21 protein-coding genes are annotated in these 23,894 nt (G+C 73.1%); 12 read left to right on the forward strand and 9 right to left on the reverse strand.

Going from position 1 to position 23,894, the window contains the following annotated elements:
* Positions 1–5: 5 nt before the first annotated feature.
* A complete protein-coding gene (locus tag QJ852_04005; GenBank protein ID WGX97606.1) occupies positions 6–500 on the reverse strand; it encodes a hypothetical protein in 495 nt (164 codons plus the stop codon).
* Between the two features lie 81 nt (positions 501–581).
* Here QJ852_04005 and QJ852_04010 point away from each other — a divergent pair, with 81 nt between their 5' ends.
* A complete protein-coding gene (locus tag QJ852_04010) occupies positions 582–2,033 on the forward strand; it encodes an MFS transporter (protein ID WGX99527.1) in 1,452 nt (483 codons plus the stop codon).
* Here the strand turns inward: QJ852_04010 and QJ852_04015 are convergent.
* Complete coding sequence (locus tag QJ852_04015; GenBank protein ID WGX97607.1) at positions 1,990–4,545, reverse strand: LuxR C-terminal-related transcriptional regulator; 2,556 nt, start codon at positions 4,543–4,545, stop codon at positions 1,990–1,992. The genes QJ852_04010 and QJ852_04015 overlap by 44 nt on opposite strands.
* Before the next feature lie 74 nt (positions 4,546–4,619).
* Complete coding sequence (locus tag QJ852_04020) at positions 4,620–4,982, reverse strand: hypothetical protein (GenBank protein ID WGX97608.1); 363 nt, start codon at positions 4,980–4,982, stop codon at positions 4,620–4,622.
* A 174-nt stretch (positions 4,983–5,156) separates the two neighbouring features.
* Between QJ852_04020 and QJ852_04025 the strand changes: the two genes are divergently transcribed.
* The 4 genes from QJ852_04025 to QJ852_04040 all read left to right on the forward strand — a co-directional run bounded on the left by QJ852_04025 (position 5,157) and on the right by QJ852_04040 (position 9,509).
* Complete coding sequence (locus QJ852_04025; protein WGX97609.1) at positions 5,157–5,735, forward strand: sigma-70 family RNA polymerase sigma factor; 579 nt, start codon at positions 5,157–5,159, stop codon at positions 5,733–5,735.
* The gene (locus QJ852_04030) at positions 5,732–6,781 is read left to right on the forward strand and encodes a hypothetical protein (protein WGX97610.1); all 1,050 of its coding nucleotides are present in this window, start codon (positions 5,732–5,734) and stop codon (positions 6,779–6,781) included. Before QJ852_04025 ends, QJ852_04030 begins: the two co-directional genes overlap by 4 nt.
* Before the next feature lie 13 nt (positions 6,782–6,794).
* Positions 6,795–7,697 carry a phosphoribosylaminoimidazolesuccinocarboxamide synthase gene (locus tag QJ852_04035; GenBank protein WGX97611.1) on the forward strand — a complete coding sequence of 301 codons (903 nt, stop codon included), beginning with the start codon at positions 6,795–6,797 and terminating at the stop codon, positions 7,695–7,697.
* Between the two features lie 246 nt (positions 7,698–7,943).
* A complete protein-coding gene (locus tag QJ852_04040; GenBank protein WGX97612.1) occupies positions 7,944–9,509 on the forward strand; it encodes a long-chain fatty acid--CoA ligase in 1,566 nt (521 codons plus the stop codon).
* Between the two features lie 495 nt (positions 9,510–10,004).
* Here QJ852_04040 and QJ852_04045 read toward each other — a convergent pair whose 3' ends face one another.
* Positions 10,005–10,514: a hypothetical protein gene (locus tag QJ852_04045; protein ID WGX97613.1), complete on the reverse strand. Its 510-nt coding sequence runs from the start codon at positions 10,512–10,514 to the stop codon at positions 10,005–10,007.
* A 75-nt stretch (positions 10,515–10,589) separates the two neighbouring features.
* Here QJ852_04045 and purS point away from each other — a divergent pair, with 75 nt between their 5' ends.
* Both purS and purQ read left to right on the forward strand, forming a co-directional pair.
* Positions 10,590–10,847 carry a phosphoribosylformylglycinamidine synthase subunit PurS gene (purS, locus tag QJ852_04050; GenBank protein ID WGX97614.1) on the forward strand — a complete coding sequence of 86 codons (258 nt, stop codon included), beginning with the start codon at positions 10,590–10,592 and terminating at the stop codon, positions 10,845–10,847.
* Entirely contained in the window at positions 10,844–11,512 is a 669-nt protein-coding gene (gene purQ, locus QJ852_04055; protein WGX97615.1) for a phosphoribosylformylglycinamidine synthase subunit PurQ, read from the forward strand. The genes purS and purQ overlap by 4 nt, the downstream gene beginning before the upstream one ends.
* A gap of 70 nt (positions 11,513–11,582) precedes the next feature.
* Here the strand turns inward: purQ and codB are convergent, their stop codons facing one another.
* Together codB and QJ852_04065 are read right to left on the reverse strand one after the other, a co-directional pair.
* On the reverse strand, positions 11,583–12,899 hold the full coding sequence (codB, locus tag QJ852_04060) for a cytosine permease (GenBank protein WGX97616.1): 1,317 nt from the start codon (positions 12,897–12,899) through the stop codon (positions 11,583–11,585).
* Entirely contained in the window at positions 12,896–13,354 is a 459-nt protein-coding gene (locus QJ852_04065; protein ID WGX97617.1) for a nucleoside deaminase, read from the reverse strand. Before QJ852_04065 ends, codB begins: the two co-directional genes overlap by 4 nt.
* 113 nt (positions 13,355–13,467) lie before the next feature.
* On the opposite strand from QJ852_04065, the gene QJ852_04070 reads away from it, so the two are divergent.
* Complete coding sequence (locus tag QJ852_04070; GenBank protein ID WGX97618.1) at positions 13,468–15,009, forward strand: PucR family transcriptional regulator ligand-binding domain-containing protein; 1,542 nt, start codon at positions 13,468–13,470, stop codon at positions 15,007–15,009.
* 31 nt (positions 15,010–15,040) lie between these two features.
* Here the strand turns inward: QJ852_04070 and QJ852_04075 are convergent, their stop codons facing one another.
* On the reverse strand, positions 15,041–16,270 hold the full coding sequence (locus tag QJ852_04075) for a DUF1906 domain-containing protein (protein ID WGX97619.1): 1,230 nt from the start codon (positions 16,268–16,270) through the stop codon (positions 15,041–15,043).
* 122 nt (positions 16,271–16,392) lie between these two features.
* On the opposite strand from QJ852_04075, the gene QJ852_04080 reads away from it, so the two are divergent.
* Positions 16,393–18,225, forward strand: coding sequence for a serine/threonine-protein kinase (locus QJ852_04080; protein WGX97620.1), 1,833 nt, complete (start codon positions 16,393–16,395; stop codon positions 18,223–18,225).
* Between the two features lie 43 nt (positions 18,226–18,268).
* Positions 18,269–20,542 carry a phosphoribosylformylglycinamidine synthase subunit PurL gene (gene purL / locus QJ852_04085; GenBank protein ID WGX97621.1) on the forward strand — a complete coding sequence of 758 codons (2,274 nt, stop codon included), beginning with the start codon at positions 18,269–18,271 and terminating at the stop codon, positions 20,540–20,542.
* An 11-nt stretch (positions 20,543–20,553) separates the two neighbouring features.
* Here the strand turns inward: purL and QJ852_04090 are convergent, their stop codons facing one another.
* On the reverse strand, positions 20,554–21,597 hold the full coding sequence (locus QJ852_04090) for a hypothetical protein (protein WGX97622.1): 1,044 nt from the start codon (positions 21,595–21,597) through the stop codon (positions 20,554–20,556).
* Positions 21,598–21,620: 23 nt separating this feature from the next.
* Complete coding sequence (locus QJ852_04095; GenBank protein ID WGX97623.1) at positions 21,621–22,889, reverse strand: MFS transporter; 1,269 nt, start codon at positions 22,887–22,889, stop codon at positions 21,621–21,623.
* Between the two features lie 82 nt (positions 22,890–22,971).
* On the opposite strand from QJ852_04095, the gene QJ852_04100 reads away from it, so the two are divergent.
* On the forward strand, positions 22,972–23,535 hold the full coding sequence (locus QJ852_04100; protein WGX97624.1) for a helix-turn-helix domain-containing protein: 564 nt from the start codon (positions 22,972–22,974) through the stop codon (positions 23,533–23,535).
* Positions 23,535–23,894, forward strand: a complete 360-nt coding sequence (locus tag QJ852_04105; GenBank protein ID WGX97625.1) for a sterol carrier family protein — start codon at positions 23,535–23,537, stop codon at positions 23,892–23,894. The genes QJ852_04100 and QJ852_04105 overlap by 1 nt, the downstream gene beginning before the upstream one ends.

Genomic DNA, 23,894 nt, shown 5'->3' on the forward strand with positions numbered 1-23,894 from the left:
GGTCCTCACTTCGCCTGGTTGACGGCGCGGACGACGCAGAGCGTCCCCGCGGGTGCATCGAAGTCGCGCTCGGCGATCCAGTCACCGGTCTCGCCCGGGCCGACTGTGACCGAGGCCGTCGCGGAGTCGACGCTGCGCCCCTGCGGGTCGGTGAAGAGAACCAGCACCGCGAAGGCCTGCTCCTCGGCCCCGGCGTTCTCGGCGGTGCCCTCGGCCCGCCAGCCGTCGGCTGTCGCGGCACATCCGGTCGGCGTGACGTGCTCGTAGAGGTCCGGGTCGTTGTCCAGCGCCGCGCCCTTCGGGAGCTCGTGCCGGACACCGGTGAAGGCCGGCGCGCTGCGCTCCGGCGGCATCGCCCGAGCCTCCGCATCGGCCTCCGCGTCAGGCGATCCGCCCGAGCATGCGGTGAGGGTCAGGAGGGCCGCTGTCGCGGCGCAGGCCGCCGCCAACCGACCGCAGGAGGGCAGGCCGAGCAGGGTGAGGATGCGGGGAGCGCGCATGGTGGGGAGCAACTTTCAGTCCGCGGTGCGGACGATGCGCACCGGCGGATCAAGCGAACCTCCACCATTAGCCGGGTGACAATGATCCGCCCCGGATGTCGCCCGCCGGGTCACCCGCTCCTGGTCGTCATCGCCCTGCTTGCCGTCGTCGAGGTCGCCAGCGGCGTCATCCAGGGCTATTACGGCCCGATCATGGTCGACATCGCCCACGACCTCGACGTCCGGTACGCCGACCTCAACTGGCTCGAGGCCTCCCAGCTGATCTTCTCGGCCCTGGTCGTCCCGCCCCTGGCCCGGCTGGGCGACCTGGTGGGGCACCGGCGGGTGCTGGTGCTCGCGACCGCGGTGACGGCCGCGGCGACGTGGGGGATCGCGTTCGCGCCGAGCTTCCCGTTGATGCTGGTTGCTTGGACGGTGCAGGGCATCTACGTGGTCTGGCTGCCGATCGAGGTCGCGGTGATCCACCGCCGGACCGCCGGCCGCCCGGACCAGGGCCGGGTCACCCGGCGCGTGGCCGCCATCCTGGTCGCCACGCTGGAGCTCTCGGTCATCGTCGCCGCCGTGCTCGCCGGTCAGCTCGCGGACCGGGTCTCGGTGACGACGATGCTGGTCCTGCCGGCCGTCGTGGTCACTGTGTGCCTCCCGGTCCTCGCGTTCCTCGAGGAGGTACCCGGCGAGCGTGGCGGCCGGTTCGACTGGGGCGGGCTGGCCCTGATGGCGGTGGCCGTCCTGGCGGTCCTCGGCGGTCTGGTGCTGATCCGGCTCGACGGGGCGGGGTCCGTGCCGGCCTGGCTGCTCGTCCTCGCCGGGGCGGCGCTGCTGGTGCCCTGGTGGCGCTACGAGGCGCGCCACGTCGACCCGATGGTCGACGTCCGGCTGTTGTCCCGCCCCGCCCAGTGGAGCGTGCAGGCCACCGCCTTCCTCGTCGGCATGTCGCTGCTCGGCGCGCAGGTGCCGCTGTCGACGTACTTCCGCAGCGACCCCGCGGTGCACGGCTACGGCTTCGGCCTGACCGCCGCCGAGGGCTCGGCGCGGATCGCGCTCTATGTCGCCTGCCTGGCCGTGGGCGCGCTGTCGCTCGGGCCGGTCAGCCGTCTCCTCGGCGCCCGGCGGGCGATGATCGCCGGCTGTGTCGTCTACGCGCTGGGGTACGCCGCCTGGCTGCCGCTGCACGGCAGTCCGGGCGCGGCCTGGGGGGTGATGGCCGTGATCGGGCTCGGGACCGGTGGCCTGGTGGCTGCGATCCCGGCGGCCGCGGCGGCCGCCGCGCCCGCCGACCGGGTCGGCTCGGCGACCGGCCTGACCAATGCGACCAAGACCATCGGCGGGGGCATCGCGTCCTCGATCTTCGCGATCTGCCTGGCGAGCACCGGCTCGCTCGGGGTCGGCGGAGGCAGCCTCGGCGGCTACTACGCCGTGTGGTCGATCTGCGCCGCGTCGGGACTCCTCGCGGCGATCGTGCTCGCCGTCACGGCACGCGCGGCCGCACTCAGCGCTGCGCCAGCAGATCCAGCTCGATCGCCTTCTGGATGACCGCCTCGCGCGAGTTGACCCCGAGCTTGCGGTAGATCCGCTGCAGGTGGGTCTTCACCGTGTTCTCCGACACGTGGAGCGCGGCGGCGGCCGTGGCCCGGGTGGGGTGCTGGGCGAACGCCGCGATGACGGTCCGCTCCTGCGGCGTCAGCGAGGCGGCCACGATCTCGCCGGTGATGCAGTCGGGGACCGGCGCGGCGAGGTAGTCGCGCAACGCCGAGTCGCCCTGCTCGGCGGCCAGCGCACGCAGTCCGGCCAGGTCGGACGCGGGCAGGTACATCAGGTGTGCCCGGGCGCCGGTGGGCCCGACGATCGCGAGGACCCGATCGAGCAGGGCGGCCGCCGTGTCGGGACGCTCCGAGCGCAGCGCCGCGGCGGCGCCGAGGGTGAGGACGGCGGCCAGCGACCGGGTCGTGTGCCCGGGGCGCGTCTCGAGCCGGGGCAGCGTGCCGAGCGCATCGGCCGCCTCACCGGCGAGCAGCCGGGCGAGCAGGACGGCGGGCGCCAGCTGGCCGGCGTACCGCGTCCGGGTGCGCAGCAGGGGGCCGGCCTTGGTCCGGTTGCCCGCGGCCAGCCAGAGCACGGCGAGGGTGGCGCGGACCGCGGCGCCGCCGAGGCTGTCGGCCGTGCCGGGCGGCGCGGGGGTGCGGGCGAGGGCGGCCTCGATCCGGTGCGCCTCCGTGGCAGCGTGCCCGAGGCCGAGGCGGGCGTGCATCAGGGTCCAGGTGACGAAGGGCCAGAACTCCGAGGCCGTGACGAACGGGCAGTCGTCGTACTCGGCGATCGCCGCGGTCAGCTCGAAGTCGTCGAGCAGCAGCGCGGCCTGCCCGATCCGGCCCATCGCGTTGACATAGGTGTGGGTCTGGCCGGGGCGCCACGCGGCGGGGTCGACGTGGGCCTGGGCGGCCCGGGCCTCGCCGCAGCGGCCGTCGAGGGCGTTGAAGCCGACGGCGTAGACCGCCGTGTGGTTGAGCGTCTCGGGGCGGGTGCTCATCGTGATGGCCCGGGTGGCGGCGGTGCGGGCCGCCTCGACCTGCCCGTCCTGGAACAGGGAGTAGCCGAGGTGGCGCAGCGTGGTGGCGCCGAGGTCGGCGACGTGGTGCTGCTCCCCGTCGGGGATGGTGTCGAAGTGGGCCAGGGCCTGCTGGGCGGCGCGGCCCGAGTCGTCGAATCGGCCCAGCGCCCGCAGGCTGGCGACCTTGGCGGTGTGGACCATCAGCACCTCGCCCGGCGTCGAGCCCGGTGCGGGCTGGCTGACCGAGGCGGGGATCCGGAAGTAGTCGGCCGCCGCGCCGAGGGTCGCCGGGTCGCGGTGGCACGCCAGCCCGCGGCCGAGCGCCAGCGCGGGGTACTGGGTGAGCGCGCGGCTCGGCACGCTCGCCAGCTGCCGGTCGAACCGGGCGGTCGTGATCGTCTCCGGGTTGCTCGCCACCAGTGCGGCGTAGCCCCGCCCGGCGACGTCGTACTGGCGGGCGCCGACGGCCACCTCGAAGGCGGTCTCGAAGTTGCCGTTGCGGTACAGCCAGGTGGCGGCGAGCCGGGCGTGCCGGGCCTGGGTCGGCGCCGGCAGCCGGCTCGCGTCGGCGAGCATCGCGGTCCGCAGCGACTCGACGTACTGGAAGACCTGGCGTCCGGGCGCGAACGGGATCCAGCGTCCGAAGCCGTTCCACTCGAGCTCGGCGAGGGTCTCCTTGACGTCGGTCGTCCCGGTCAGGTCGATGGCGAGATCCGTGTCGAAGTACGGCGGCAGGCAGGTCGCGAGCACCAGGTCGTAGGCGGCACCGGTGCCGAGTTGGATGCGGAGGTCCTCGGCGACGAGCGACTGCCAGTCGGGCGCGGCCGGGTCGGCGGCGGCGCGGGCCAGCGAGAGCATCCCCGCGCGGACGGCGAGCGGGAAGCCTCCGGTCGCGGCGTGCAGGGCCTCGGCCCGCTCGGCGAGGCCGGGCTCGCCGAAGGTCCGCAGCAGCTCCTGCGTCTCCTCCTCGGTGAAGGCGAGGTCCGTGCCGGTCAGCAGCTCGACCTCCCCGCGCAGGGTCCGGCCGGGACTGGCCAGGCCGGTGGCGGTCCGGGTGGTGACGACGATCGTGAGCTCCGGGCAGAGCCGGACCAGCTGGGCGAGGTCGGCGTCGACCGGGCCGGTGTCGTCGCGCAGCCGCTCGTGGGCGTCGACCACCAGGACCAGGGGCCCTCGGCCGGTGAGGGCGCCGGCGACGAGCGCGGGCAGGTCGTCGGCACGCTCCACGTCGTCGACCAGTCCGGCGGCCTCGTCCGCGGGCAGGACGCCGAGGCGGCCGGCGTTGGTCAGCACGGCCTGCCAGAAGTTCGACCGCGCGACATGGTCGGTCTCGAGGGTGACCCAGACGACCGACCCGCTGGTGCGGGTCGCCACCCAGCACCGGACCAGGCTGGTCTTGCCCGAGCCGCTCGGCGCGGACAGCACCACCAGACGCGGCTCGTCCCGATCCAGCCGTTCGTGCAGCCGGGGACGCGCGAGCAGGACCGGTCCCGTCATGAGTCGCCACCTTTCGGGGTGACTCTAGTGTCGGGGCGCCTCCCGGGGAACCGAATCCCAGACTGACCCCGAGGTCAGGCCCGGGCCTCGCCGCCCCAGTTCGCCAGCTTCGTGGCGATGTCGTGCAGCCGGCTCTCCGGGACGCCCTCGGCCTCGAAGGACAGCTGGACGTGGTCGTCGGAGGTGCGGGCGAGGCCGACCCTCCCGGACTCGGGCAGGTGCTCGATGATCCGGACCAGGCGGTTGCCGATCCGGCCGAGCTGTGAGGCGTGCTCGTCGGAGAGCTGGCCGAGGGCCTCGGGCTCGCGGTGGTGGAGGGTCAGGCCGAGCCGGTCGCCGGCGTCGTGGCGGGCGAGGATCCAGACCTCGTCCTCCCAGATCACCTGGCCGGGGGCGAAGGACGTGCTGTCGATGAGCGGCTGCGCGGACTCCGTCATGGCCTCACTCTGCCACCCGTCCTCCCGGCCTCGCCCGGCGCCCCTGGTGTCTGTGCGGTTCACCTACCGAATTCGTCGCCGCGGAGCCCGGTTCACGACAATTCCGGTAGGTGAACCGCACCTGGCCGGCCCCCGCGGTGCAACGATCCTCCCGGAGCCGGACATGGGAGAGGCATGAGCGACATCTCGGGCCCGGGCCCCGCCCGGGAGGACGACTTCCGCCGGCTGTACGCCGCGCACTTCGACGCGGTGCTCGGCTTCGCCCTGCGCCGCACCGACCGCCCCGAGGATGCGGCCGACGTCACGGCCGACACCTTCCTCGTCGCCTGGCGCCGGCTGGGTCACGTGCCGCCGGGGGAGGGAGCCCGGCCGTGGCTCTACGGCGTCGCGCGGCGCACGCTCGCCAACCACCGTCGCGGGGAGGGACGCCGGGCGGCGCTCGGCGATCGTCTGCGGCTCCAGATCGCCCATGCCATGGCCGATCTGGCCGACGACGTGGTGCACCGGGCCGACGTGACGGCCGCGATGAAGCGGCTCAGCGCCCGTGACGAGGAGGTGCTCCAGCTGCACCTGTGGGAGGGACTGGAGCCGCGGGAGATCGCCGAGGTGCTCGGTCTCCCCGCGACCGTCGTACGGCCGCGGCTGTCGCGCGCCCGGACCCGACTGCGGGGCCTGCTCGGCAACGATCCGCCCGGCGCCGGACATCTCCCTGCAGAACCCATCACCTCGACCCCGAAGGAGGGCTCCCGATGAACCGCACGATCACCGACGCCGGTGTCGCGGGCCTCGCCGTCCGGGAGGGTCGCGCCGAGCTGCTGGAGGAGATCATGACCCTGACCCCTGTCGAGACCCCCGATCCGATCGCCCCGTCACCGCTTCGCCGGATCGTGCCCGTCCTCGTCGCCGTGGCGGCGGTCGCGGCCGTGGTCGCCGGAACGGCCTGGCTCGGCCGACAGGGCGACGACGGCTCCGCCGTGACCGCGACGCCCGGTCGGGGCAGCGGCGAGCTCGCCGTCCTGGAGGCACCGGGCTGGGTGTTGACCTATGCCAGGGTCGACGACCACGGCGGCGACCTGGTCTACCGGAGCGGCGACGAGGCGGATCTGGAGATCAACTGGCGCCCCGCCGACGCGTACGCCGGATATGTGACCGATCGCGAGGACATCGGGGTCAGCGAGGATGTCGAGGTGCTGGGCGCTCCGGCACGCCTGTGGGCCTACGCGGACGACGACCACACGGTGATCCGCGAGGTGGTTGGCGAGCACACCATCGAGGCGCGGGGCACGGGCCTCTCCAAGAGTGCCTATCTCGGGTTGCTCGACCGGCTCACGCCGCTGGATCCGGCCGACGCCCGCGACCACCTCCCGGCGAAGGCGTTCGCCGACGCCGGCTACGAAGCGCCGGGAAGCTATCGTCCGCTCATCCCGGAGCGGCCCGCCCTGATCCGGGACCCGGGCTGGTCGCTGGGCATGGAGGACCATCAGTACTTCTATGAGCGCGGCCGCGCCCAGGTTCTCATGTCGCCGGTCGGCGGAGTCGAGGACCCGTTCGTCTACGACCGCTACCTCGAGGCCGACGTCCGCGAGGAGATCACGGTGCTGGGCGAGCGGAGCCTGCTCGCCGAGTGGAAGGAGGCGGACGGCACGCAGTACCGGGTTGCCGCCGTGCCCGCCACCTCGACCTCGGCGCTGATCTTCGAAGGCACCGGGCTGACCCGCAAGGAGTTCCTCGAGGTCGTCGCCTCGGCGGAGTGGGTCTCACCCGAGGAGTACGCGGCGGCGGTCACCGGACAGGGCTGAATAGGCTAGGCCCGTGACGCTCGCGAACATTCCGCCCGCCCCGGAGGTCCCCGGCGCCCGCCACCTGCACTCCGGCAAGGTGCGCGACCTCTACGAGCTCACCGAGGGGCCGCACGCCGGCAAGCTCCTCATGGTCGCCAGCGACCGGCTCTCGATCTTCGACTTCGTGCTGGAGACGACCATCCCCGACAAGGGCGAGATCCTCACCCGGATGTCGCTGTGGTGGTTCGAGCAGCTGGCCGACCTGGTGCCTCACCACGTCGTCTCGACCGACGTGCCGGAGGCCGTGCGCGGCCGCGCCGTCGTCTGTGAGCGACTCGACATGTTCCCCGTCGAGTGTGTGGCCCGTGGCTATCTCACGGGGTCCGGTCTCCTCGACTACCGCGCCTCGGGGGAGGTGTGCGGCATCGCCCTGCCGGCCGGTCTCCAGGACGGCAGCCGCCTGCCCGAGCCGATCTTCACCCCCGCGACGAAGGCCGAGCTCGGCGACCACGACGAGAACGTCTCGTACGACGCGGTGGTCGCCACGGTCGGCGCGGACGCCGCCGCGGCCCTGCGCGACCTGACCCTGCGGGTCTACGGCCGGGCCGAGGAGATCGCCCGCGAGCGGGGCATCCTGCTCGCCGACACCAAGTTCGAGTTCGGCCTCGTCCCCGGTGGCGACGGCCGGATCGTCCTCGCCGACGAGGTGCTCACCCCCGACTCCTCGCGGTACTGGCCGGCCGACGATTGGCGACCCGGCCGCGCGCAGCCGTCGTACGACAAGCAGATCGTGCGCAACTGGGCCCTCTCGCCCGAGAGCGGTTGGGACAAGGCCTCGGGGGAGGCCCCGCCGCCGCTTCCCGCCGAGGTGGTCGAGCGCACCCGCAGCCGCTACCTCGAGGCCTACGAGCTCCTCACCGGCGAGCGGTTCTGACCCGCCCGGGCGGTGCCATTCGGGCGGGGCGCGCGGGGCAGTAACACGCTGTCCACCGCACTCCCCGGCGGTTGTCCGCGTCGTTCCGGTCGAGATCGGCGCCTTCCTGCGGAGAAGTGGAGGCCAGTGCGGTGGACGGCGTGTTACTTGCCGGGGCGACCGGCTAGTCCCGCGCCCGACCGCTCCGGCGAGCCCCTGGGCCCACGACCGATGACCGGACTCACGTCCGGCCAGTAGTTTGTGCGCATGACGAACCTCGCCGAGTTCCTCGAGAACAGCGCCCAGAACTTTCCCGACCGCACCGCGATCGTCTTCGGGGACACGCGACTGTCCTATCCGCAGGTCGACGGCGCGGCCAACCAGGTCGCCAACCTCCTGGTCTCGCGCGGGATCAAGCCCGGCGACAAGGTCGCGCTGAGCTGCCCGAACCTGCCGTACTTCACGATCATCTACTTCGGCATCCTCAAGGCCGGCGCGACCGTCGTCCCGCTCAACGTGCTGCTCAAGGGCCGCGAGGTCGCCTACCACCTCGGCGACTCGGACGCGAAGGCCTACTTCGCCTTCCAGGGCACGCCGGAGCTCGCGATCGGCGCCGAGGCGTACGCCGGCTTCCAGGAGGACCGCGACAAGGGCGGCTGCGAGCACTTCTTCGTCATCACCGCCGACCCGACCGCGCCGTCGCCGATCGAGGGCACCGAGACCTTCGGTCAGGCGCTCGCCGGTCAGGCGCCGACCTTCGACACGGTCGCCGTGGACGACGACGACACCGCCGTCATCCTCTACACCTCCGGCACCACCGGCCAGCCCAAGGGCGCCGAGCTGCGGCACCGCAACATGCGCGACAACGCGCTGTCCGGCACGGACCTGTTCGGGGCCGACCCCGCCCGCCCGGACACCTACCTGTGCGTGCTGCCGCTGTTCCACTCCTTCGGCCAGACCGTCATCCAGAACGGCGGCTTCGCCTTCGGCGGCACCGTCGTGATGCTGCCGCGCTTCGAGGCCGCGCCCGCCATCGGTCTGATGCTCAAGGAGAAGGTCACCTTCTTCGCCGGCGTCCCGACGATGTACTGGGGGCTGCTCAACGCGCTCGACGACAGCGTCGACGTGAAGACGCTCGCCGCCCACCTGCGGGTCGCGGTCGCCGGCGGCGCGGCGCTCCCGGTCGAGGTGCACCACCAGTTCGAGGAGCGCTTCGGCGTCACCATCCTCGAGGGCTACGGCCTCTCCGAGACCTCGCCGGTGGCGAGCTTCTCGCCGTTCGGCTCACCGGTGCGCGTCGGCTCGATCGGCACGCCGATCCCCGGTGTCGAGATGAAGCTGCTCGTGCCTGAGACCTGGGACGAGGTCACCGACCCGGACGGCATCGGCGAGATCGCCATCAAGGGCCACAACATCATGAAGGGCTACTACAAGCGGCCCGACGCCACCGCCGAGGCGATCGACGCCGACGGCTGGTTCCGCTCCGGGGATCTCGGCCGCAAGGACGCCGACGGCTGGTATTACATCGTCGACCGCTCCAAGGACATGATCATCCGCGGCGGCTTCAACGTGTATCCGCGTGAGATCGAGGAGGTCCTCCTCACCCACCCGGCGGTCTCCCTCGCGGCCGTGATCGGTGTCCCGCACGAGAGCCACGGTGAGGAGATCAAGGCGTTCGTCATCCTGAAGCCGGGCGCGAGCGCCACCCCGGAGGAGATCGTGGCCTGGGGCAAGGAGCAGATGGCGGCCTACAAGTACCCGCGCATCGTCGAGATCGTCGAGGCCCTGCCGATGACCGCCACCGGCAAGATCCTCAAGCGCGAGCTGAGTTGAATTGGTCGAGCGTGTCGCCCCATCGAAGGCGGCGCACAGGCCCTCCGGGCCCATGCTTGCCTCCGATGCGCTGCGCGCGGGGCGACACGCTGCCGACCACGCGGTCGGGACCGGCGGTGGGCCGAGTCCGCCTGGCGGCCGGCCTGCGCCGGTCGGGGCCGAGCGGGCCTCCTATCGAAGGCGGCGCACAGGCCCTCCGGGCCCATGCTTGCCTCCGATGCGCTGCGCGCGGGGCGACACGCTGCCGACCGCGCGGTCGGGACCGGCGGTGGGTTGAGTCCGCCTGGCGGCCGGCCTGAGTCGGTCGGGGCCGAGCGGGTCGCCTATCGAAGGCGGCGCACAGGCCCTCCGGGCCCATGCTTGCCTCCGATGCGCTGCGCGCGGGGCGACACGCTGCCGACCACGCGGTCGGGACCGGCGGTGGGTTGAGTCCGCCTGGCGGCCGGCCTGAGTCGGTCGGGGCCGAGCGGGTCGCCTATCGAAGGCGGCGCTGCGTCAGCTGAACGGGTTGGGCAGGGCGCCCGGGAGCTTCGCGAGGAGCTCCCGGGCCTGCGCCGCCACCTTGTGCTCGACGAGCACCTCGTAGCGGGTCGCGACGACCGAGCTGACCGACGAGAAGTCCCGCTGCCCCCGGGTGACGGCGTAGCCCGCGAGGGCGAAGACCACGCCGAACGCCAGGCCCAGCAGGACCGTCGAGGCGATGATCGCCAGCGTGTCACCGGTGCCGAAGAAGCTGAACAGGACGCCCACGAACAGGCCGAACCAGAGCCCGCTCATCGCGCCCCCGGCCGCCACCCGGCCGCTGGTGAGGCGTCCGGTGATCCGCTCGACCTGCTTGAGGTCGGTGCCGACGATCATGCAGTTCTGGACCGGGAAGCCCTCGTCGGCGAGGAAGTCGACCGTGCGCTGCGCGGTCGTGTAGTCGTCGTACACCGCGAGCGACTGGGGGAACTCCAGCTTCAGCAGTGAGGAGCGGGCGTACGCGCCGGGTGTCGGGTTGCTCATGCCCCCAGTCTGCCCCTCGTCCGCGAGGGGAGCGCGGAATCGGTCGCCACGCGCCGCGCCACTAGACTGCGGGCCGTGGCCCGAGTCGTCGTAGCTGTCATGCCGAAGCCCGAGATCCTCGACCCCCAGGGGAAGGCCGTCCAGGGCGCACTGCCCCGGCTGGGCTTCGCCGGCGTGACCGACGTCCGCCAGGGCAAGCGGTTCGAGATCGAGTTCGAGGGCGAGGTCACCGACGCGATCCTCGCCGAGGTCGACAAGATGGCCGAGACCCTGCTGTCGAACCCGGTGATCGAGAACTACACCGTCACGGTCGAGCAGGGCGTCGCGCGGTGAAGGTCGGCGTCGTCACCTTCCCCGGCTCGCTCGACGACGTCGACGCGCAGCGCGCGGTGCGGATCGGCGGCAACGAGGCGGTCGCCCTCTGGCACGGTGACGCCGACCTCAAGGGCGTCGACGCGGTCATCCTGCCGGGCGGCTTCTCGTACGGCGACTACCTGCGCTGCGGGGCCATCTCCCGGTTCGCCCCGGTCATGGACAAGGTCGTCGAGGCCGCCGGCGCGGGCATGCCGGTCCTCGGGATCTGCAACGGCTTCCAGATCCTCTGCGAGTCCCACCTGCTGCCCGGCGCGCTGATCCGCAACGATCACCGCAGGTTCGTGTGCCGCGACCAGCTGCTGCGCATCGAGAACAACCGGACCCCCTGGACCTCGGCCTACGCCGCCGGCCAGGAGATCCGGATCGTCCTCAAGAACGGCGAGGGCGGCTTCGTCGCCGACGCCGAGACCCTCGCCCGGATCGAGGGCGAGGGCCAGGTCGTGGCGCGCTATCTCGAGGTCAACCCCAACGGCTCCCTCGACGACATCGCCGGTGTCGCCAACGAGCGGGGCAATGTCGTCGGCCTGATGCCGCATCCCGAGCACGCCGTCGAGGAGCTGACCGGCAGCGGCCTCGACGGGCTCGGCTTCTTCACCTCGCTCGTCGAGACCGCCTTCGCCTGACGCTCCCTGCCCGCGGACGTGTGCCCCGGCCCCGGACCCGCCCCAGTGGGGCCCGGGGCCAGGAGCCGGCTCAGTGCCCGGTGGGGGTGAGCCGGCGGTTGAGTCCGGCGCGCCCGACGGCGTACGAGCCGCATGCGGCCAGCACGACACCGATGACAGGTGGCACGCCGAACTCGGTCTCCTTGGCGATCCAGGCGGCGCCGCTGGCGACCGCGTAGACCGCGAGGTTCATGACGTTGAGGGCCGGCAGACGCTCGCCCTCGGGCATCCCGCCCCGGCGCCAGCGGGCGTAGTAGTCGCCGATGATCACGCCGCCGAGCGGCGGGATGAAGACGCCGAGCAGGACCAGGTAGTCGACGAGGTGGTTCTGCACGCCGACCAGGGCGAGGACCGTGCCGATGACCGAGCCGTAGATGACGAACGGCGTCTTCCGGGGCTTCTCGAACAGCTCCGCGCCGGCGACGCCGAAGGCGTAGGCGGTGTCCGCATTGGACTTCCACAGGTTGCCGAAGAGCAGCACCAGGCCCCAGGTGACCAGGCCGAGGTCGTAGAGCACGAGGACGAAGTCGCCCTGGCCGAAGGTCATCGCGCCCGTCGCGCCGAAGAAGATCATCAGCCCGTTGCCGATCAGGAAGCCGATGACGCAGGCGACCAGTGCCTGGCTGCCGGTGCGGGCGAAGCGGGTCCAGTTGGGTGCCTGGGTGCCGGCCGAGACGAAGGTGCCGACCACGGTGGTGATCGCGACCGCCATGGTCATCGAGCCGTTGGGCTCGACATCGGCCAGCCCGGACCAGCCGCCGACCTCCTCGAGGGAGCGGAAGAGCACCCAGAACGCGAGGATCAGGATGAGCGGCGTGGAGATCGCGGAGACCCAGTACATGCCGCGATAGCCGTAGCAGGCGGTCAGGCACATCAGGATGCTGGTCAGGATCATCACGGCGGCCTTGGCGGCGCCGGACTCCCACTCGAAGGCCTGGGCGGTGAGGTCGCCGATGGTGCCGATGACGACGCCGTACCAACCGATCTGGGTGCCGCCGAGCAGGATCGAGCCGAGCTTGCTGCCGCGGTGGCCCAGCACGTAGCGGGCCATCACGACCGTGGTCAGGCCGGTGTTGGCGCCGATCCAGCCGAGCAGGGCGACGTACGTGCCGAGGATCAGCGAGCCGAGCAGGATCACCCGCAGCAGCTCGCCGAGGGCGAAGGCCGAGCCGAGCTGGGCGCCGGCCAGCATCGTCGGCGTGAAGACGGTGAAGCCGAGCAGCACGACCGCCAGGGAGATGAACGACTTGCGGGCTTGCGCCGGGACCGGCGTCACCGGGTAGTCGGGGTCGACGACCGCCGCGGCGGCCTCGCTGCCGGGCCGTGCCTGGTCGCTGGAGAGGGTCATGCCTCCTCCCCGATGTCCTCGGCCCACAGGTCGGGCTTCTCGCGCATCATGGTGTCCATCAGCTCGCGGCAGATCGGGTCGTCGAGCACGTCGACCACGACGCCGCGCGAGCGCAGCCACTCCTCGGAGGCCTGGAAGCTCCGGTTCTCGCCGACCACGATCCGCGGGATGTCGTAGAGCACCGAGGTGCCGGCGCACATGAAGCACGGGGAGAGGGTCGTGTAGAGCGTGCTCGCCCGGTAGATCTTGGCGGGTAGCCGGCCGGCGTTCTCGATGCAGTCGGTCTCGCCGTGCCGGATCGCGGAGCCCTGCTGGACGCGCCGGTTGCGGCCGACGGCGAGGACCTCGCCCTCGTGGACGAGCGCGGCGCCGATCGGGATGCCGCCCTCCTCCCAGCCGATCCGGGCCTGCTCGATGGCGAGGCCGAGGAACCTGCGGTCGTCGTCGGTGATCATGGGCTGCCTCCGGTGAAGTCGGTGTGTCGGGGCTCACATCACCAGAGGCGCCACGCGGCGACAAGGGACATAATGTCCGGCATGACCTGTGATTCTCCGGACAGAGCGTCCTAGTGGGGGCAACTCTCGCCGAGGTGCTGGCCCTCCCGTCGTTCCGGGCTGCCAGCACTGAGGTGCTGCACGGCGACGTCGAGCGGGTCCAGGTGCGCTGGGTGCACTCCTCGGAGGTGTTCGAGATGGGCGCCCTGCTCGCCGGGGGCGAGGTGCTGCTCACCACCGGCCTCGGCCTGCACGGGCGCACGGCCGACCACCTGGCGGCGTACGTCGACCAGCTGGCCGACGCCGGCATCGCGGCTCTCGCGCTGGAGCTGGGCCGCACCTTCTTCGCCGTACCCGAGCCGATCCTGTCGGCTGCCCGCCGTCGCGATCTGGCGCTGCTGGCGTTCCCGGCGATGGTGCCCTTCGAGCGGATGGTCGAGGACTTCCACGAGCTGCTGGTCCGCCGCCGGGTCGCGGCGGGCGGCGACGCCGGCGACGCGGGCTGGCGGGCACTCACCCAGGTGGTGATCGAGGGCCGGGGCCTGCGGTCCCTGCTCGACGAGGTGTCCCGGCTCGCCGGCTGCGCGGTCGAGCTGCGCGACCCGGAGGGACAGACGGTCGAGCGCAGCCGGATCGCCTCGGTGTCCGACGACGCCGAGATCCGCACGCCGGTGCGGGGGCCGGCGGGACCGGTCGGCACGCTGCGGCTCCTCGGCACGGAGAGCCCCGAACGGCTGCGGCTGGCCGAGGTCGCTGCGCACGCCGTCGCGCTCGAGGTCGGCCGGGGGAGCGGGGCCGGGCACCGTCCTGGCCCGGCCCAGTCGCTGGTCTCGGACCTGGTGGCCGGCGTCGTGGTGTCCCGGGCCGACGTCCTGCGCCGGCTGGCCGCGCTGGGCTGGCCGCCGCAGGAGGGGCGCCACCTGGTCGTCGTGGCGGTCGAGGTGGATGCCGCCGTGCCACTGACGGACGCGGCGGCCGCCGTCGAGGCGGCCTTCCATGACGACGAGCGGGCCGACCCCGCGGTGCTGGTCGGCGTGAGTGGCGGACACGTCGTCGTGGTGCATCGCGGTGGCCGGCGCCCGGTGCCGGCACAGGTCCGCGACGAGCTGACCGCGGCCCATGACCGGCTCGTCGCCCGGCTCCCCGGGCGGGTCCTGGTCGCGGCCGCCACTCCGGTCGCCGACCCCGGCGATCTCGCGCCGGCGGTCGGCCGCGCGCGACAGGTGCTGCGCACCGCCCGGCGCTACGGCCGGCGCGACGGGGTCGTCATGGAGCGCGACGTCGCGGCGCACCGGCTGGTCACCTCGTCGGTCGATCCGGCCGCGATGCGCGGGTTCGTCCGTGAGCAGATCGGCCCGCTCATCGACCACGACCGCGAGCACCGCAGCGAGCTGCTGCGGACCCTCGACGCCTATCTCGCCTGCTCGCTGTCGAAGGCCCGGGCGGCCGACCTGCTCGGCATCCGCCGCCAGTCGCTCTACGACCGATTGACCCGGATCGAGCGACTGCTCGGTGTCTCCCTCGACGAGCCGGACCATCGCACCGGGCTCGGCATCGCGCTGCTCGGCTGGCGGATGCGGACCGGTCTCGACCCGCAGGTCGGCTTCGGCGGCTGACCTGGGGGTCCGTTCCCGTCGCGACGGTGACCTACGAGGCGCCCCCAGCCAGGAGGGAGGCCCAGTTCTTCTTGGTCCACTTGTCCTTGACCTTCTGGCCGGCGCGCGCCTGCCAGCCGTGGATGCCACTCCTCAGCAACTTGTTGTACTTCTTCGACATCTTGCCCGGGTAGAGGCTCTGCTCCTGCAGCAGGCACTTGAGTGCCCGGACCTGCTTGGGCTTGGCCTTCCTCGGGGTGATCTTCTTGTAGTTGGCCAGGTCGACCTTGACGCCGCCGCAGCGCGGCGGGGTCCCGTTGCCCAGCTCGAGCCAGTTGCTGTCGATGTTGATGGTCACGCCGCCCCAGGTCTCGTTGTGGCCGCCCCGGTACTGCTTCATCCGGTTGCCGGGCCGCCAGCCGTCCTCGGCGATATAGCTGGTGGAGGTGTTCGCGACGCCGTCCCAGCGGGCGATCCAGATCCGGTCGGGGAGCACGACGTCGGTCCGGGCCTGCCGGCGCGCGTCGTCGAGGATCCGGATGCCGGAGCCGGCGCTGGAGTAGACGCCCGACACGTAGCCGAGCTCGCGGGTCCGGGTCGTCCAGCCGCTCAGGAACGCGAGGGACGACTCACGGCAGGTCGCGTCCTTGTAGTTGCCCCAGCCCTCGAGGTCGTACCAGAGCGTGCTGCCGGGGACGATCCCCAGCGCCTGGGCCGCGGCCACGGCGCTGTCCGCCTCGGCCGTGCCCTGGCCGCGGGCGGCCGCGTAGCCGCCGGCGGCGGCGTTGCTGATGGTCGGGTCGATGGCCGCGCCGTAGCGGGGGAAGCGACCCACACAGCTCGACTGCGGGCCGAGCGTGATCGGGAGCAGCCGCCAGCCCTTGGCGAGCTGGGTCGACACCCAGGTGGGGGTCAGGTTCTTCTGGGTCCGGCAGAACCGCGAGGCGCCGGAGATGTAGATCCCGACCGCGCGGAAGGGGGAATGGGCCAGCCAGGCGTCCATGTTCTTCTGCGACTGGGTCTCGCACTGGTCGAAGCCGTAGCCGGTGAAGTCGCCCGGTGTGACCGGGTTGGTCGAGTTCGCGGCCAGGTTGATCGGCGCGTCGACCGGCGCGTCGACGGGCGCGTCCGGGTCCGCCGCCCGCGGCGTTCCGCCCAGCGGGGTCAGCAGGGCCAGGGTCAGCAGCACCGCCAGCGCACCGGCGGCGGCACCCGCGATCGGGACGCGGAACCGGTGGCCGGACCGGGGATGGGCGGACGGGGGAAGGGGCCGGGAAGGCATCGCAGACTCCAGGGGAAGGGGAAGCTTTCGGGCGGGGAGCCGAGTCACGATAACCACAACTTTCACATCGGTAACAGGCCTCCCGGTGAACTACAACTCTGTAATTCGCATACGGTGGCGGGGTGGCGCTGCAACCGGGTGACTCCTTCGGTCGGTACGACGTCACCGGACGGCTCGGTCGCGGTGGGATGGGCGTGGTCCTGGCGGCGGTGCACCGCGACCTCGACCGACCGGTCGCGCTCAAGGTGCTCGCGCCGCATCTCGTGGACGACGCGGCCTACCGGGCCCGCTTCCTGCGCGAGGCGAAGGCGCTCGCCCGGCTGGACTCGCCGTACGTCGTGCGCGTCTTCGACGCCGGCGAGGAGGACGGCGCGCTCTTCATCGCCACCGAGCTGGTCGCCGACGGGGATCTCAACCAGCTGCTGCGCGACGAGGGCCCGCTGTTCCTGCCCGACGCCGTGGCGCTGGTCCGCGACCTGGCGCTGGGGCTCGGCACCGCCCACGACGTCGGCATCCTGCACCGCGACATCAAGCCGTCCAACGTGCTGGTCTCCCGGCAGCCGGACGGCCGGATCCGTCCGGTGCTGTGCGACTTCGGCATCGCCGCCGTCGCCGACCTCGCGCAGCTCGCCACCACCGGCGCCGTCGGGACGCCCGGCTACATGGCGCCCGAGCGGCACCAGGGCGCCGACGCGACGGTCGCCGCGGACGTCTACGCGCTCGGCTGTGTGCTCTGGGCGGCGCTCACCGCGCGGGCGCCGTACGAGGGGGCCACCGGCCAGGTCCTGCTCGGCCACCTCCAGGGCCCGGTCCCGCAGCTGCCGGCCTCGAGCACCGACGCCGCGGCGGTCAACGAGGTCCTCGCCCTCGCGATGGCCAAGGACCCCGCCGCCCGGTTCGGTACGACGGCCGAGCTTGTCGCCGCGCTCGACGCGATCCCGCTCGACGACGCCGAGCCCACCCTCGTCGACACCGGTCCGCCGACCCGGCCGCGTCCGGCGCTCGCCACGCCGGCCGGACGTCCCCGGCGGGTCTCCTGGCCGATCGGACTCGTCGTCCTCGCGCTCCTCGTCCTGGTCGTCGGCGCGGCCGCCTGGGCCCTCACCCGCTCCGACCCGTCGCCGTCGCCGCGCGCGGACGCCGCGACGACCGGCGGGGCCGAGCCGGAGTCCGACCCGCTGCTCAGGGTGTTCCCGCGCGCCGCCGACTGCGAGGTCGTGCCCGATCCCAAGTCGGCCCGGCTGCGGGCCCGCTGGTGTCTCGACGACAGGTCGTCGGTGTACTACGCCCAGTGGTGGGACGGGGAGGCCATGGACGCCAACTACCGCGACCGGACCGAGCGGGGCTACGCGTACCGCTCCGACCTGCGGGCGGCCTGGGTGGAGCTCGCCGAGGTCGACCGCGGGCTCTGCCGGCGCAAGCTCGCCCTCTGGTACGACGACCCCGCGGCGCCGTACTCGGTCACCGTCTGCGCCGACACCGAGCGGGCGGTGCTCGTCGCGCTCGCCGACCTCGACCTGCCGCGGGGCGCCGACGTGGCCGCTCGGGCCCAGCCCGCGTCCGACCCGCTCGTCGCCGCCTTCCCGCGCGCCGCCGGCTGCACGGAGGTGGCCGAGCCCAAACCGAGGCGGCTGCGGGCCAGCTGGTGCCACGACGAGTCGTCCGCCGTCTCGGTGCACTACACCCAGTGGCGGGACTGGGAGCTGATGGACGACAACTACCGCCGCGACGCCCTGCGGTCGGCCGACGTCCGCGACGACCTCGAGGCGGCCTGGGTCGCGATGACCAAGGCGGACGGCCGGGACCGGGGGCGCAAGCTCGCGGTCTGGTACGCCGACCGCGGCGCGCCGTACTCGGTGACGATCTACGGCCCGACCGAGGCCGAGGTCCTGGGCGAGCTCGCCGACCTCGACCTGCGGCCCGGCGCCGAGGTCGCTCGCAGTCACGGGGGCTGAGCCGATCAGGGCGATCGGACCGGCCACGGATACCCTTGGGGCCGTGGCCGACACCGCTTCCGCACCCGCCCGTCCGACGCTCGACACCGTGGCCGTGGCGGCCGGTGACCCCGACCGGGAGCAGCCCTGGTCCGAGCTGGGCCTGAAGGCCGACGAGTACGCCCGGATCCGCGAGATCCTGGGCCGCCGGCCCACCGGGGCCGAGCTGGCGATGTACTCGGTGATGTGGAGCGAGCACTGCTCCTACAAGTCCTCCAAGGTGCACCTCAAGCAGTTCGGCGAGCTCGCCCAGGAGACCCCGATCGGCCCGATGCTCGCCGGCATCGGCGAGAACGCCGGCGTCATCGACATCGGCCAGGGCTACGCCGTCAGCTTCAAGGTCGAGAGCCACAACCACCCGTCGTACGTCGAGCCCTACCAGGGCGCCGCGACCGGCGTCGGCGGCATCGTCCGCGACATCATCGCGATGGGCGCGCGCCCGATCGCGGTCATGGACCCGCTGCGCTTCGGCCCCCTCGACGCCGATGACACCCACCGCGTGCTGCCCGGGATCGTCGCGGGCGTCGGCGGCTACGGCAACTGCCTCGGGCTCCCCAATATCGGTGGCGAGGCGGTCTTCGACGAGACCTACCTCGGCAACCCGCTCGTCAACGCGCTGTGCGTCGGCGTGCTGCGTCACGAGGACCTCCACCTCGCGAAGGCGTCCGGTGAGGGCAACCTCGTCGTCCTGTACGGCGCCCGCACCGGCGGCGACGGGATCGGCGGCGTGTCGGTGCTGGCCTCCGAGACGTTCGACGCTGACGGCCCCGCGAAGCGCCCCAGCGTGCAGGTCGGCGACCCGTTCATGGAGAAGCTGCTCATCGAGTGCACCCTCGAGCTGTTCGGTGCCGGCGTGGTCGCCGGCATCCAGGACCTGGGCGGCGCCGGCCTGTCCTGCGCGACCTCCGAGCTCGCGTCCGCCGGCGACGGCGGCATGCTCGTGCACCTCGACAAGGTGCCGCTGCGCGACTCGACGCTCTCGCCCGAGGAGATCCTCATGAGCGAGAGCCAGGAGCGGATGATGGCGATCGTCGAGCCGGGCGACATCGACGCCTTCCTCGCGATCACCACGAAGTGGGACGTCGAGGCCGCGGTGATCGGCGAGGTCACCGAGACCGGTCGCCTGGTCATCGACTGGCACGGCGAGACCGTCGTCGACGTACCCCCGCGGACCGTGGCGCACGACGGGCCGGTCTACGAGCGTCCGTACGCCCGCCCCGACTGGCAGGACGCGCTGCAGGCCGACGGCGCCGAGAAGCTGGCCCGGCCGCAGACCGGCGCGGAGCTGCTGGCGACGCTGCGCACGCTCGTCGCGAGCCCGAACCTCTGCGACAAGTCGTGGATCACCGACCAGTACGACCGCTACGTCCAGGGCAACACGGTCCTGGCCCAGCCCGCCGACTCCGGCATGGTCCGCGTCGACGAGGAGACCCATCTCGGCGTCTCGGTCGCCACCGACTGCAACGGCCGCTTCGCCAAGCTGGACCCGTACGCCGGCGCCCAGCTCGCGCTCGCCGAGGCCTACCGCAATGTCGCCACCGGCGGAGCGCTGCCGCTGGCGGTCAGCGACTGCCTCAACTTCGGCTCGCCCGAGGACACCGACGTGATGTGGCAGTTCGCCGAGGCCTGCCGCGGCCTCAAGGACGCCTGCGCCGAGCTCGGCATCCCGGTTACCGGCGGCAACGTCAGCCTCTACAACCAGACCGGCGAGACGGCGATCCTGCCGACCCCGGTCGTCGCGGTGCTCGGAGTGATCGAGGATGTGCGCCGCCGTACCCCCTCGGCCTTCCAGGCCGCCGGCGAGCAGGTCGTGCTGCTCGGCACCACCCGCGAGGAGCTGTCCGGCTCGGAGTGGGCCCACGTGGTGCACGGCCACCTCGGCGGCCTCCCGCCGCGGGTCGACCTGCGGGCCGAGCGCAACCTCGCCCGCCTGCTCCAGGACCTGGTCGGCGTCGCGACCAGTGCCCATGATCTCTCCGACGGCGGCCTGGCCCAGGCCCTCGCGGAGGCGGCGATGGTCAGCGGCATCGGCGTCTCGGTGCGCCTCGAGGGCGACCCCTTCGTCGGCCTGTTCGCCGAGTCGGCCGCCCGTGCCGTCGTCACGCTCCCGGCCGGCGACCTCGACGAGCTGCGCGCCCTGTGCGCCCGCCACGACGTCGTGATGACGGAGCTCGGCACCACCGGCGGCGACGTCCTCGCCGTCGAGGGCCAGTTCGAAGTGCCTGTCGCCGAGCTCCGGGAGGCCTGGAGCGCCACCCTGCCGGATGCGCTGGGCTGAGCGGTCCTCCGCTACGGCAGCCGGGTCCGGTCGGTCACGGTCAGCTTGATCTGCTCCGGCGCGTCGATCGTGCCCCAGGTCGAGGTCCGGCCGAGCTCGTAGCGCTGCTTGATCACGAGGTTCCGCGGCGCGTCCTCGCCGACGTCGAAGAGCACGTGGAAGACGGCGCTGCAGTTCTGGTTGGCGATATCGGGGCAGGTGCCCCGGCCGGCGTCGCGGATCACCTGGACGGCCTTCGACCCGCCGAGGGTGAAGACGCCGTCGACGGTGCCGGCGTAGTAGATCGCGCCCGCACTGAGGTCGGCTGCGGCCTCGTCCCAGCGGCCGAAGGCCGTCTCCACCGTGGTCGCGAGCCAGGTGCGACCGTCGGCGGCCCATGCGTCGCCGGCGTACGGCAGCCGGACGGGCGGCGTCATGGTGCAGGTGAAGGACAGCTCGCTGACCGTGACGGCGCGGCTCGGTCGGACCGCGCCGCCGCAGGGCACGGCTTCGCCGGTCGCCGGGGCCAGGTCGTAGAGAGGCGCCGCGGCGCCGGAGTCGACGTCGCCGGTCGTCAGGTCGGCGGTCTGCACGACGCCGTCGAAGTCGACCTTCAGCTCGGGCCCGTCACCCGACCCGCGGACGGCGACGAAGAAGGACTCCGGGCCCTCGGTCGAGACCTCCGGCGGCGGGATCCGGTAGGACGCACCGTCGACGATCAGGTCGACCACCGGCGTCGAGGTCGTCTCCAGGTAGCGGGCGTAGGTGCCGAGCGAGGTGGTGTCGTACTGCCAGCTGACCGGCATGAACACCTCGCCGTCGGCGGCGCTCAGCTTCTCGAGCTGGCGGGTGTCGTCGGCGGAGATCTCGCGGACCGCCTTCCCGACGGTGACCAGCAGGTTGCCGATCGGCAGCGCGATCGTGGTCTCGCTCCCGCTCTCGGCGATCCCCGCGTCGTGCCGGGCCGGGACCACGTCGCCGGCCGCGATCCCGGCGGGGTCGCCGCCGCAGGCGGCGAGGGCGGGCGCGAGCAGGAGCAGGCCGAGCACGCTCGCTGAGCGTCGACGAGGGAGCATGGGCCCCATTGTGGTGGCTGGCGTCATCCGGTGGGTGCCGGACTCGGATCTGGGACGTCGGGCACGGGCCACTCGGCCGGGCGCGGCACCGCCCGGACCGACCGGGCCAGGGTGGGCACCAGGGCGACGACGGCGGTCAGTGCGCCGAGCGCGAGGACGGCGTCCCGGCCGCCGCCGAGCGTGAGCAGGGCGCCGGCCAGCGCGGGGGCGACCGGGATGGTCAGCATGGACGCGACCTGCATCGTCGCCTGCATCCGCCCGGCCAGTTCGGGCGGCGTGATCAGCAGCCGGTAGGAGCCGAGGGCCGCGTTGCCGGCCGGGTTGAGGAAGATGCCGACGGAGGAGGCGAGGGCGAGCGCCGTCGGGTGGTTCCACAGCGCGAGCGGCACGGCGAGCGGCACGAAGCTCCAGGCCCCCAGCAGCACCAGCGCCCCGGTCGGGAGGCGTTCGATGAGCGCGGGCGCGGCGAGGGCGCCCAGGATGCCGGAGGCCCCGACCGCCGTCTCGGCCAGCCCGATCTGCCAGGCCGGGAACCCGGCCTCGACCAGGCGCAGCAGGGCGACGAAGAAGAGCGCGTTGACGACCAGGTTGGCGGCCGGTGACCAGCACAGCAGGATCCGCAGGAAGCGGTGCGTCCACAGGAACCGCAGGCCCTCGCCGAGGTCGTGCAGGGGACGGCTCCGGGCAGCGCTGCTCGGCCGCGGCTCGGGTGACAGGTCGGTGCGGACCCGGCCGAGCAGGGCCCAGCCGAGGGCGTAGGTGAGGGCGTCGGCGGCGAACGGTGCCCAGCGGGCGACGCCGTACAGCGCGCCGCCCAGTGGCCCCCCGAGCAGGCTGGCGATGTGCTGGCGGGCCTGCTGCTGGCTGAGCGCGGTCGGCAGGTCCCCGCGCGCGACGACCCGGCGGACCGCCGAGTTCTCCGCCGGCGTGAACAGGCCGGCGACCACGCCGCTGGTGACCGCGACCGCGAGCAGGTGGGGGAGGGTGAGCCGTCCGGCGAGGCCGGCCGCGACCAGCGAGGCGTGCAGGCCGGCACCCGCGCCGAGGGAGAGGCGCATCAGCCGCAGCCGGTGGCAGCGGTCGGCGAGCACGCCGGCCGGGAGCAGCATCGCGACCATCCCCACCAGGTACGCCGCCTCCGCGACCGCCGCCCACAGGACCGAGTCGGTCAGTGCGTAGGTCACCAGGGGCAGCGCGAAGGTCATCACCCGGGTGCCCAGCTCGGTGACGGTCGCCCCGATCCAGAGCGCGGTGAAGTCGCGGTTGCGCGCCAGCGAGCGGTAGGAGGTCATTCCCGCACCGTAAGTTGCGCATCTATAGTTGCGCAAGGGTATGTGCGCAATAGGTCCTGCGCATGATCGCTAGGGTGGCGTCATGGTGATGTACGACGACCCGCGGATCCTGCGCGCGATCGCTCACCCCACCCGCAACCGGGTCCTCCACGAGCTGTCCGCCGCCGGCTCGCTGCGCGCCGCCGACATCGCCCGGCTGCTCGACATCCCGGCCAACCAGGCCAGCTTCCACCTGCGGCAGCTGGCGAAGTACGGCCTGGTCGAGGAGGACCCCGACGCCGGGCGCGACCGCCGCGACCGGGTCTGGCGGCTGGTCGACCCCGACGGCATCCGGTTCCGCACCGCCGACATGCTGGCCCAGCCCGGCGGGCGTGCCGCGTACGCCGTCTTCCAGCGCAACACCGTCGCCCGCGGCCGGCACCTCGTCGAGCGCGCGCTCGCCGTCGACGGCACGGACAACCCCGGCCGCAGCGTCTCGGAGTGGTCGCTGCTGCTGAGCGCCGACGAGGCCCGCGCACTGATGGAGGAGCTCGCCGAGGTCGTCGAGCGCCGGCGTGAGGCCGGCCGCGCCCGCGGGCCCGGCGAGGATCGTGAGACCTACTCGGTGTTCCAGCTCATCCAGCCCTATCCGGAGGACGACGTCTGATGCCCGCCCGGCTCAAGCCCGCCCCTGACGGCGACGTGGCGGCCGCCCTGGCCCGCCTCGCGTCCGGTCCGGCCGAGCGCGCGGACCTCCGGCTGCTCACCAAGCACTTCCTCGCGCTCCTGGAGACCCGCGCGCCCGGACGCTCGGTCGAGGTCCGGGTGCCGCCCTACGCCGCCGTGCAGGTGATCGAGGGCGTGCGGCACACCCGCGGCACCCCGCCCGCCGTCATCGAGACCGATGCCGCCACCTGGATCGCCCTCGCCACCGGAGGACTCGGGTGGGCGTCGGCCGTCGCCGACGGCCGGGTGCGGGCCAGCGGCGAGCGGACCGACCTGACGCCGTACCTGCCGCTGGGGTGA

It is taken from the genome of Nocardioides sp. L-11A (assembly GCA_029961745.1).
In the GTDB taxonomy this organism is placed as follows: domain Bacteria; phylum Actinomycetota; class Actinomycetes; order Propionibacteriales; family Nocardioidaceae; genus Nocardioides.

What these genes read in the sequence shown, in the direction of transcription:
- QJ852_04005 (WGX97606.1), bottom strand. Translation starts at nt 500, where the DNA reads ATGCGCGCTCCCCGCATCCTCACCCTGCTCGGCCTGCCCTCCTGCGGT.
- QJ852_04010 (WGX99527.1), top strand. Translation starts at nt 582, where the DNA reads ATGATCCGCCCCGGATGTCGCCCGCCGGGTCACCCGCTCCTGGTCGTC.
- QJ852_04015 (WGX97607.1), bottom strand. Translation starts at nt 4,545, where the DNA reads ATGACGGGACCGGTCCTGCTCGCGCGTCCCCGGCTGCACGAACGGCTG.
- QJ852_04020 (WGX97608.1), bottom strand. Translation starts at nt 4,982, where the DNA reads ATGACGGAGTCCGCGCAGCCGCTCATCGACAGCACGTCCTTCGCCCCC.
- QJ852_04025 (WGX97609.1), top strand. Translation starts at nt 5,157, where the DNA reads ATGAGCGACATCTCGGGCCCGGGCCCCGCCCGGGAGGACGACTTCCGC.
- QJ852_04030 (WGX97610.1), top strand. Translation starts at nt 5,732, where the DNA reads ATGAACCGCACGATCACCGACGCCGGTGTCGCGGGCCTCGCCGTCCGG.
- QJ852_04040 (WGX97612.1), top strand. Translation starts at nt 7,944, where the DNA reads ATGACGAACCTCGCCGAGTTCCTCGAGAACAGCGCCCAGAACTTTCCC.
- QJ852_04045 (WGX97613.1), bottom strand. Translation starts at nt 10,514, where the DNA reads ATGAGCAACCCGACACCCGGCGCGTACGCCCGCTCCTCACTGCTGAAG.
- codB (WGX97616.1), bottom strand. Translation starts at nt 12,899, where the DNA reads ATGACCCTCTCCAGCGACCAGGCACGGCCCGGCAGCGAGGCCGCCGCG.
- QJ852_04065 (WGX97617.1), bottom strand. Translation starts at nt 13,354, where the DNA reads ATGATCACCGACGACGACCGCAGGTTCCTCGGCCTCGCCATCGAGCAG.
- QJ852_04075 (WGX97619.1), bottom strand. Translation starts at nt 16,270, where the DNA reads ATGCCTTCCCGGCCCCTTCCCCCGTCCGCCCATCCCCGGTCCGGCCAC.
- QJ852_04090 (WGX97622.1), bottom strand. Translation starts at nt 21,597, where the DNA reads ATGCTCCCTCGTCGACGCTCAGCGAGCGTGCTCGGCCTGCTCCTGCTC.
- QJ852_04095 (WGX97623.1), bottom strand. Translation starts at nt 22,889, where the DNA reads ATGACCTCCTACCGCTCGCTGGCGCGCAACCGCGACTTCACCGCGCTC.
- QJ852_04100 (WGX97624.1), top strand. Translation starts at nt 22,972, where the DNA reads ATGGTGATGTACGACGACCCGCGGATCCTGCGCGCGATCGCTCACCCC.
- QJ852_04105 (WGX97625.1), top strand. Translation starts at nt 23,535, where the DNA reads ATGCCCGCCCGGCTCAAGCCCGCCCCTGACGGCGACGTGGCGGCCGCC.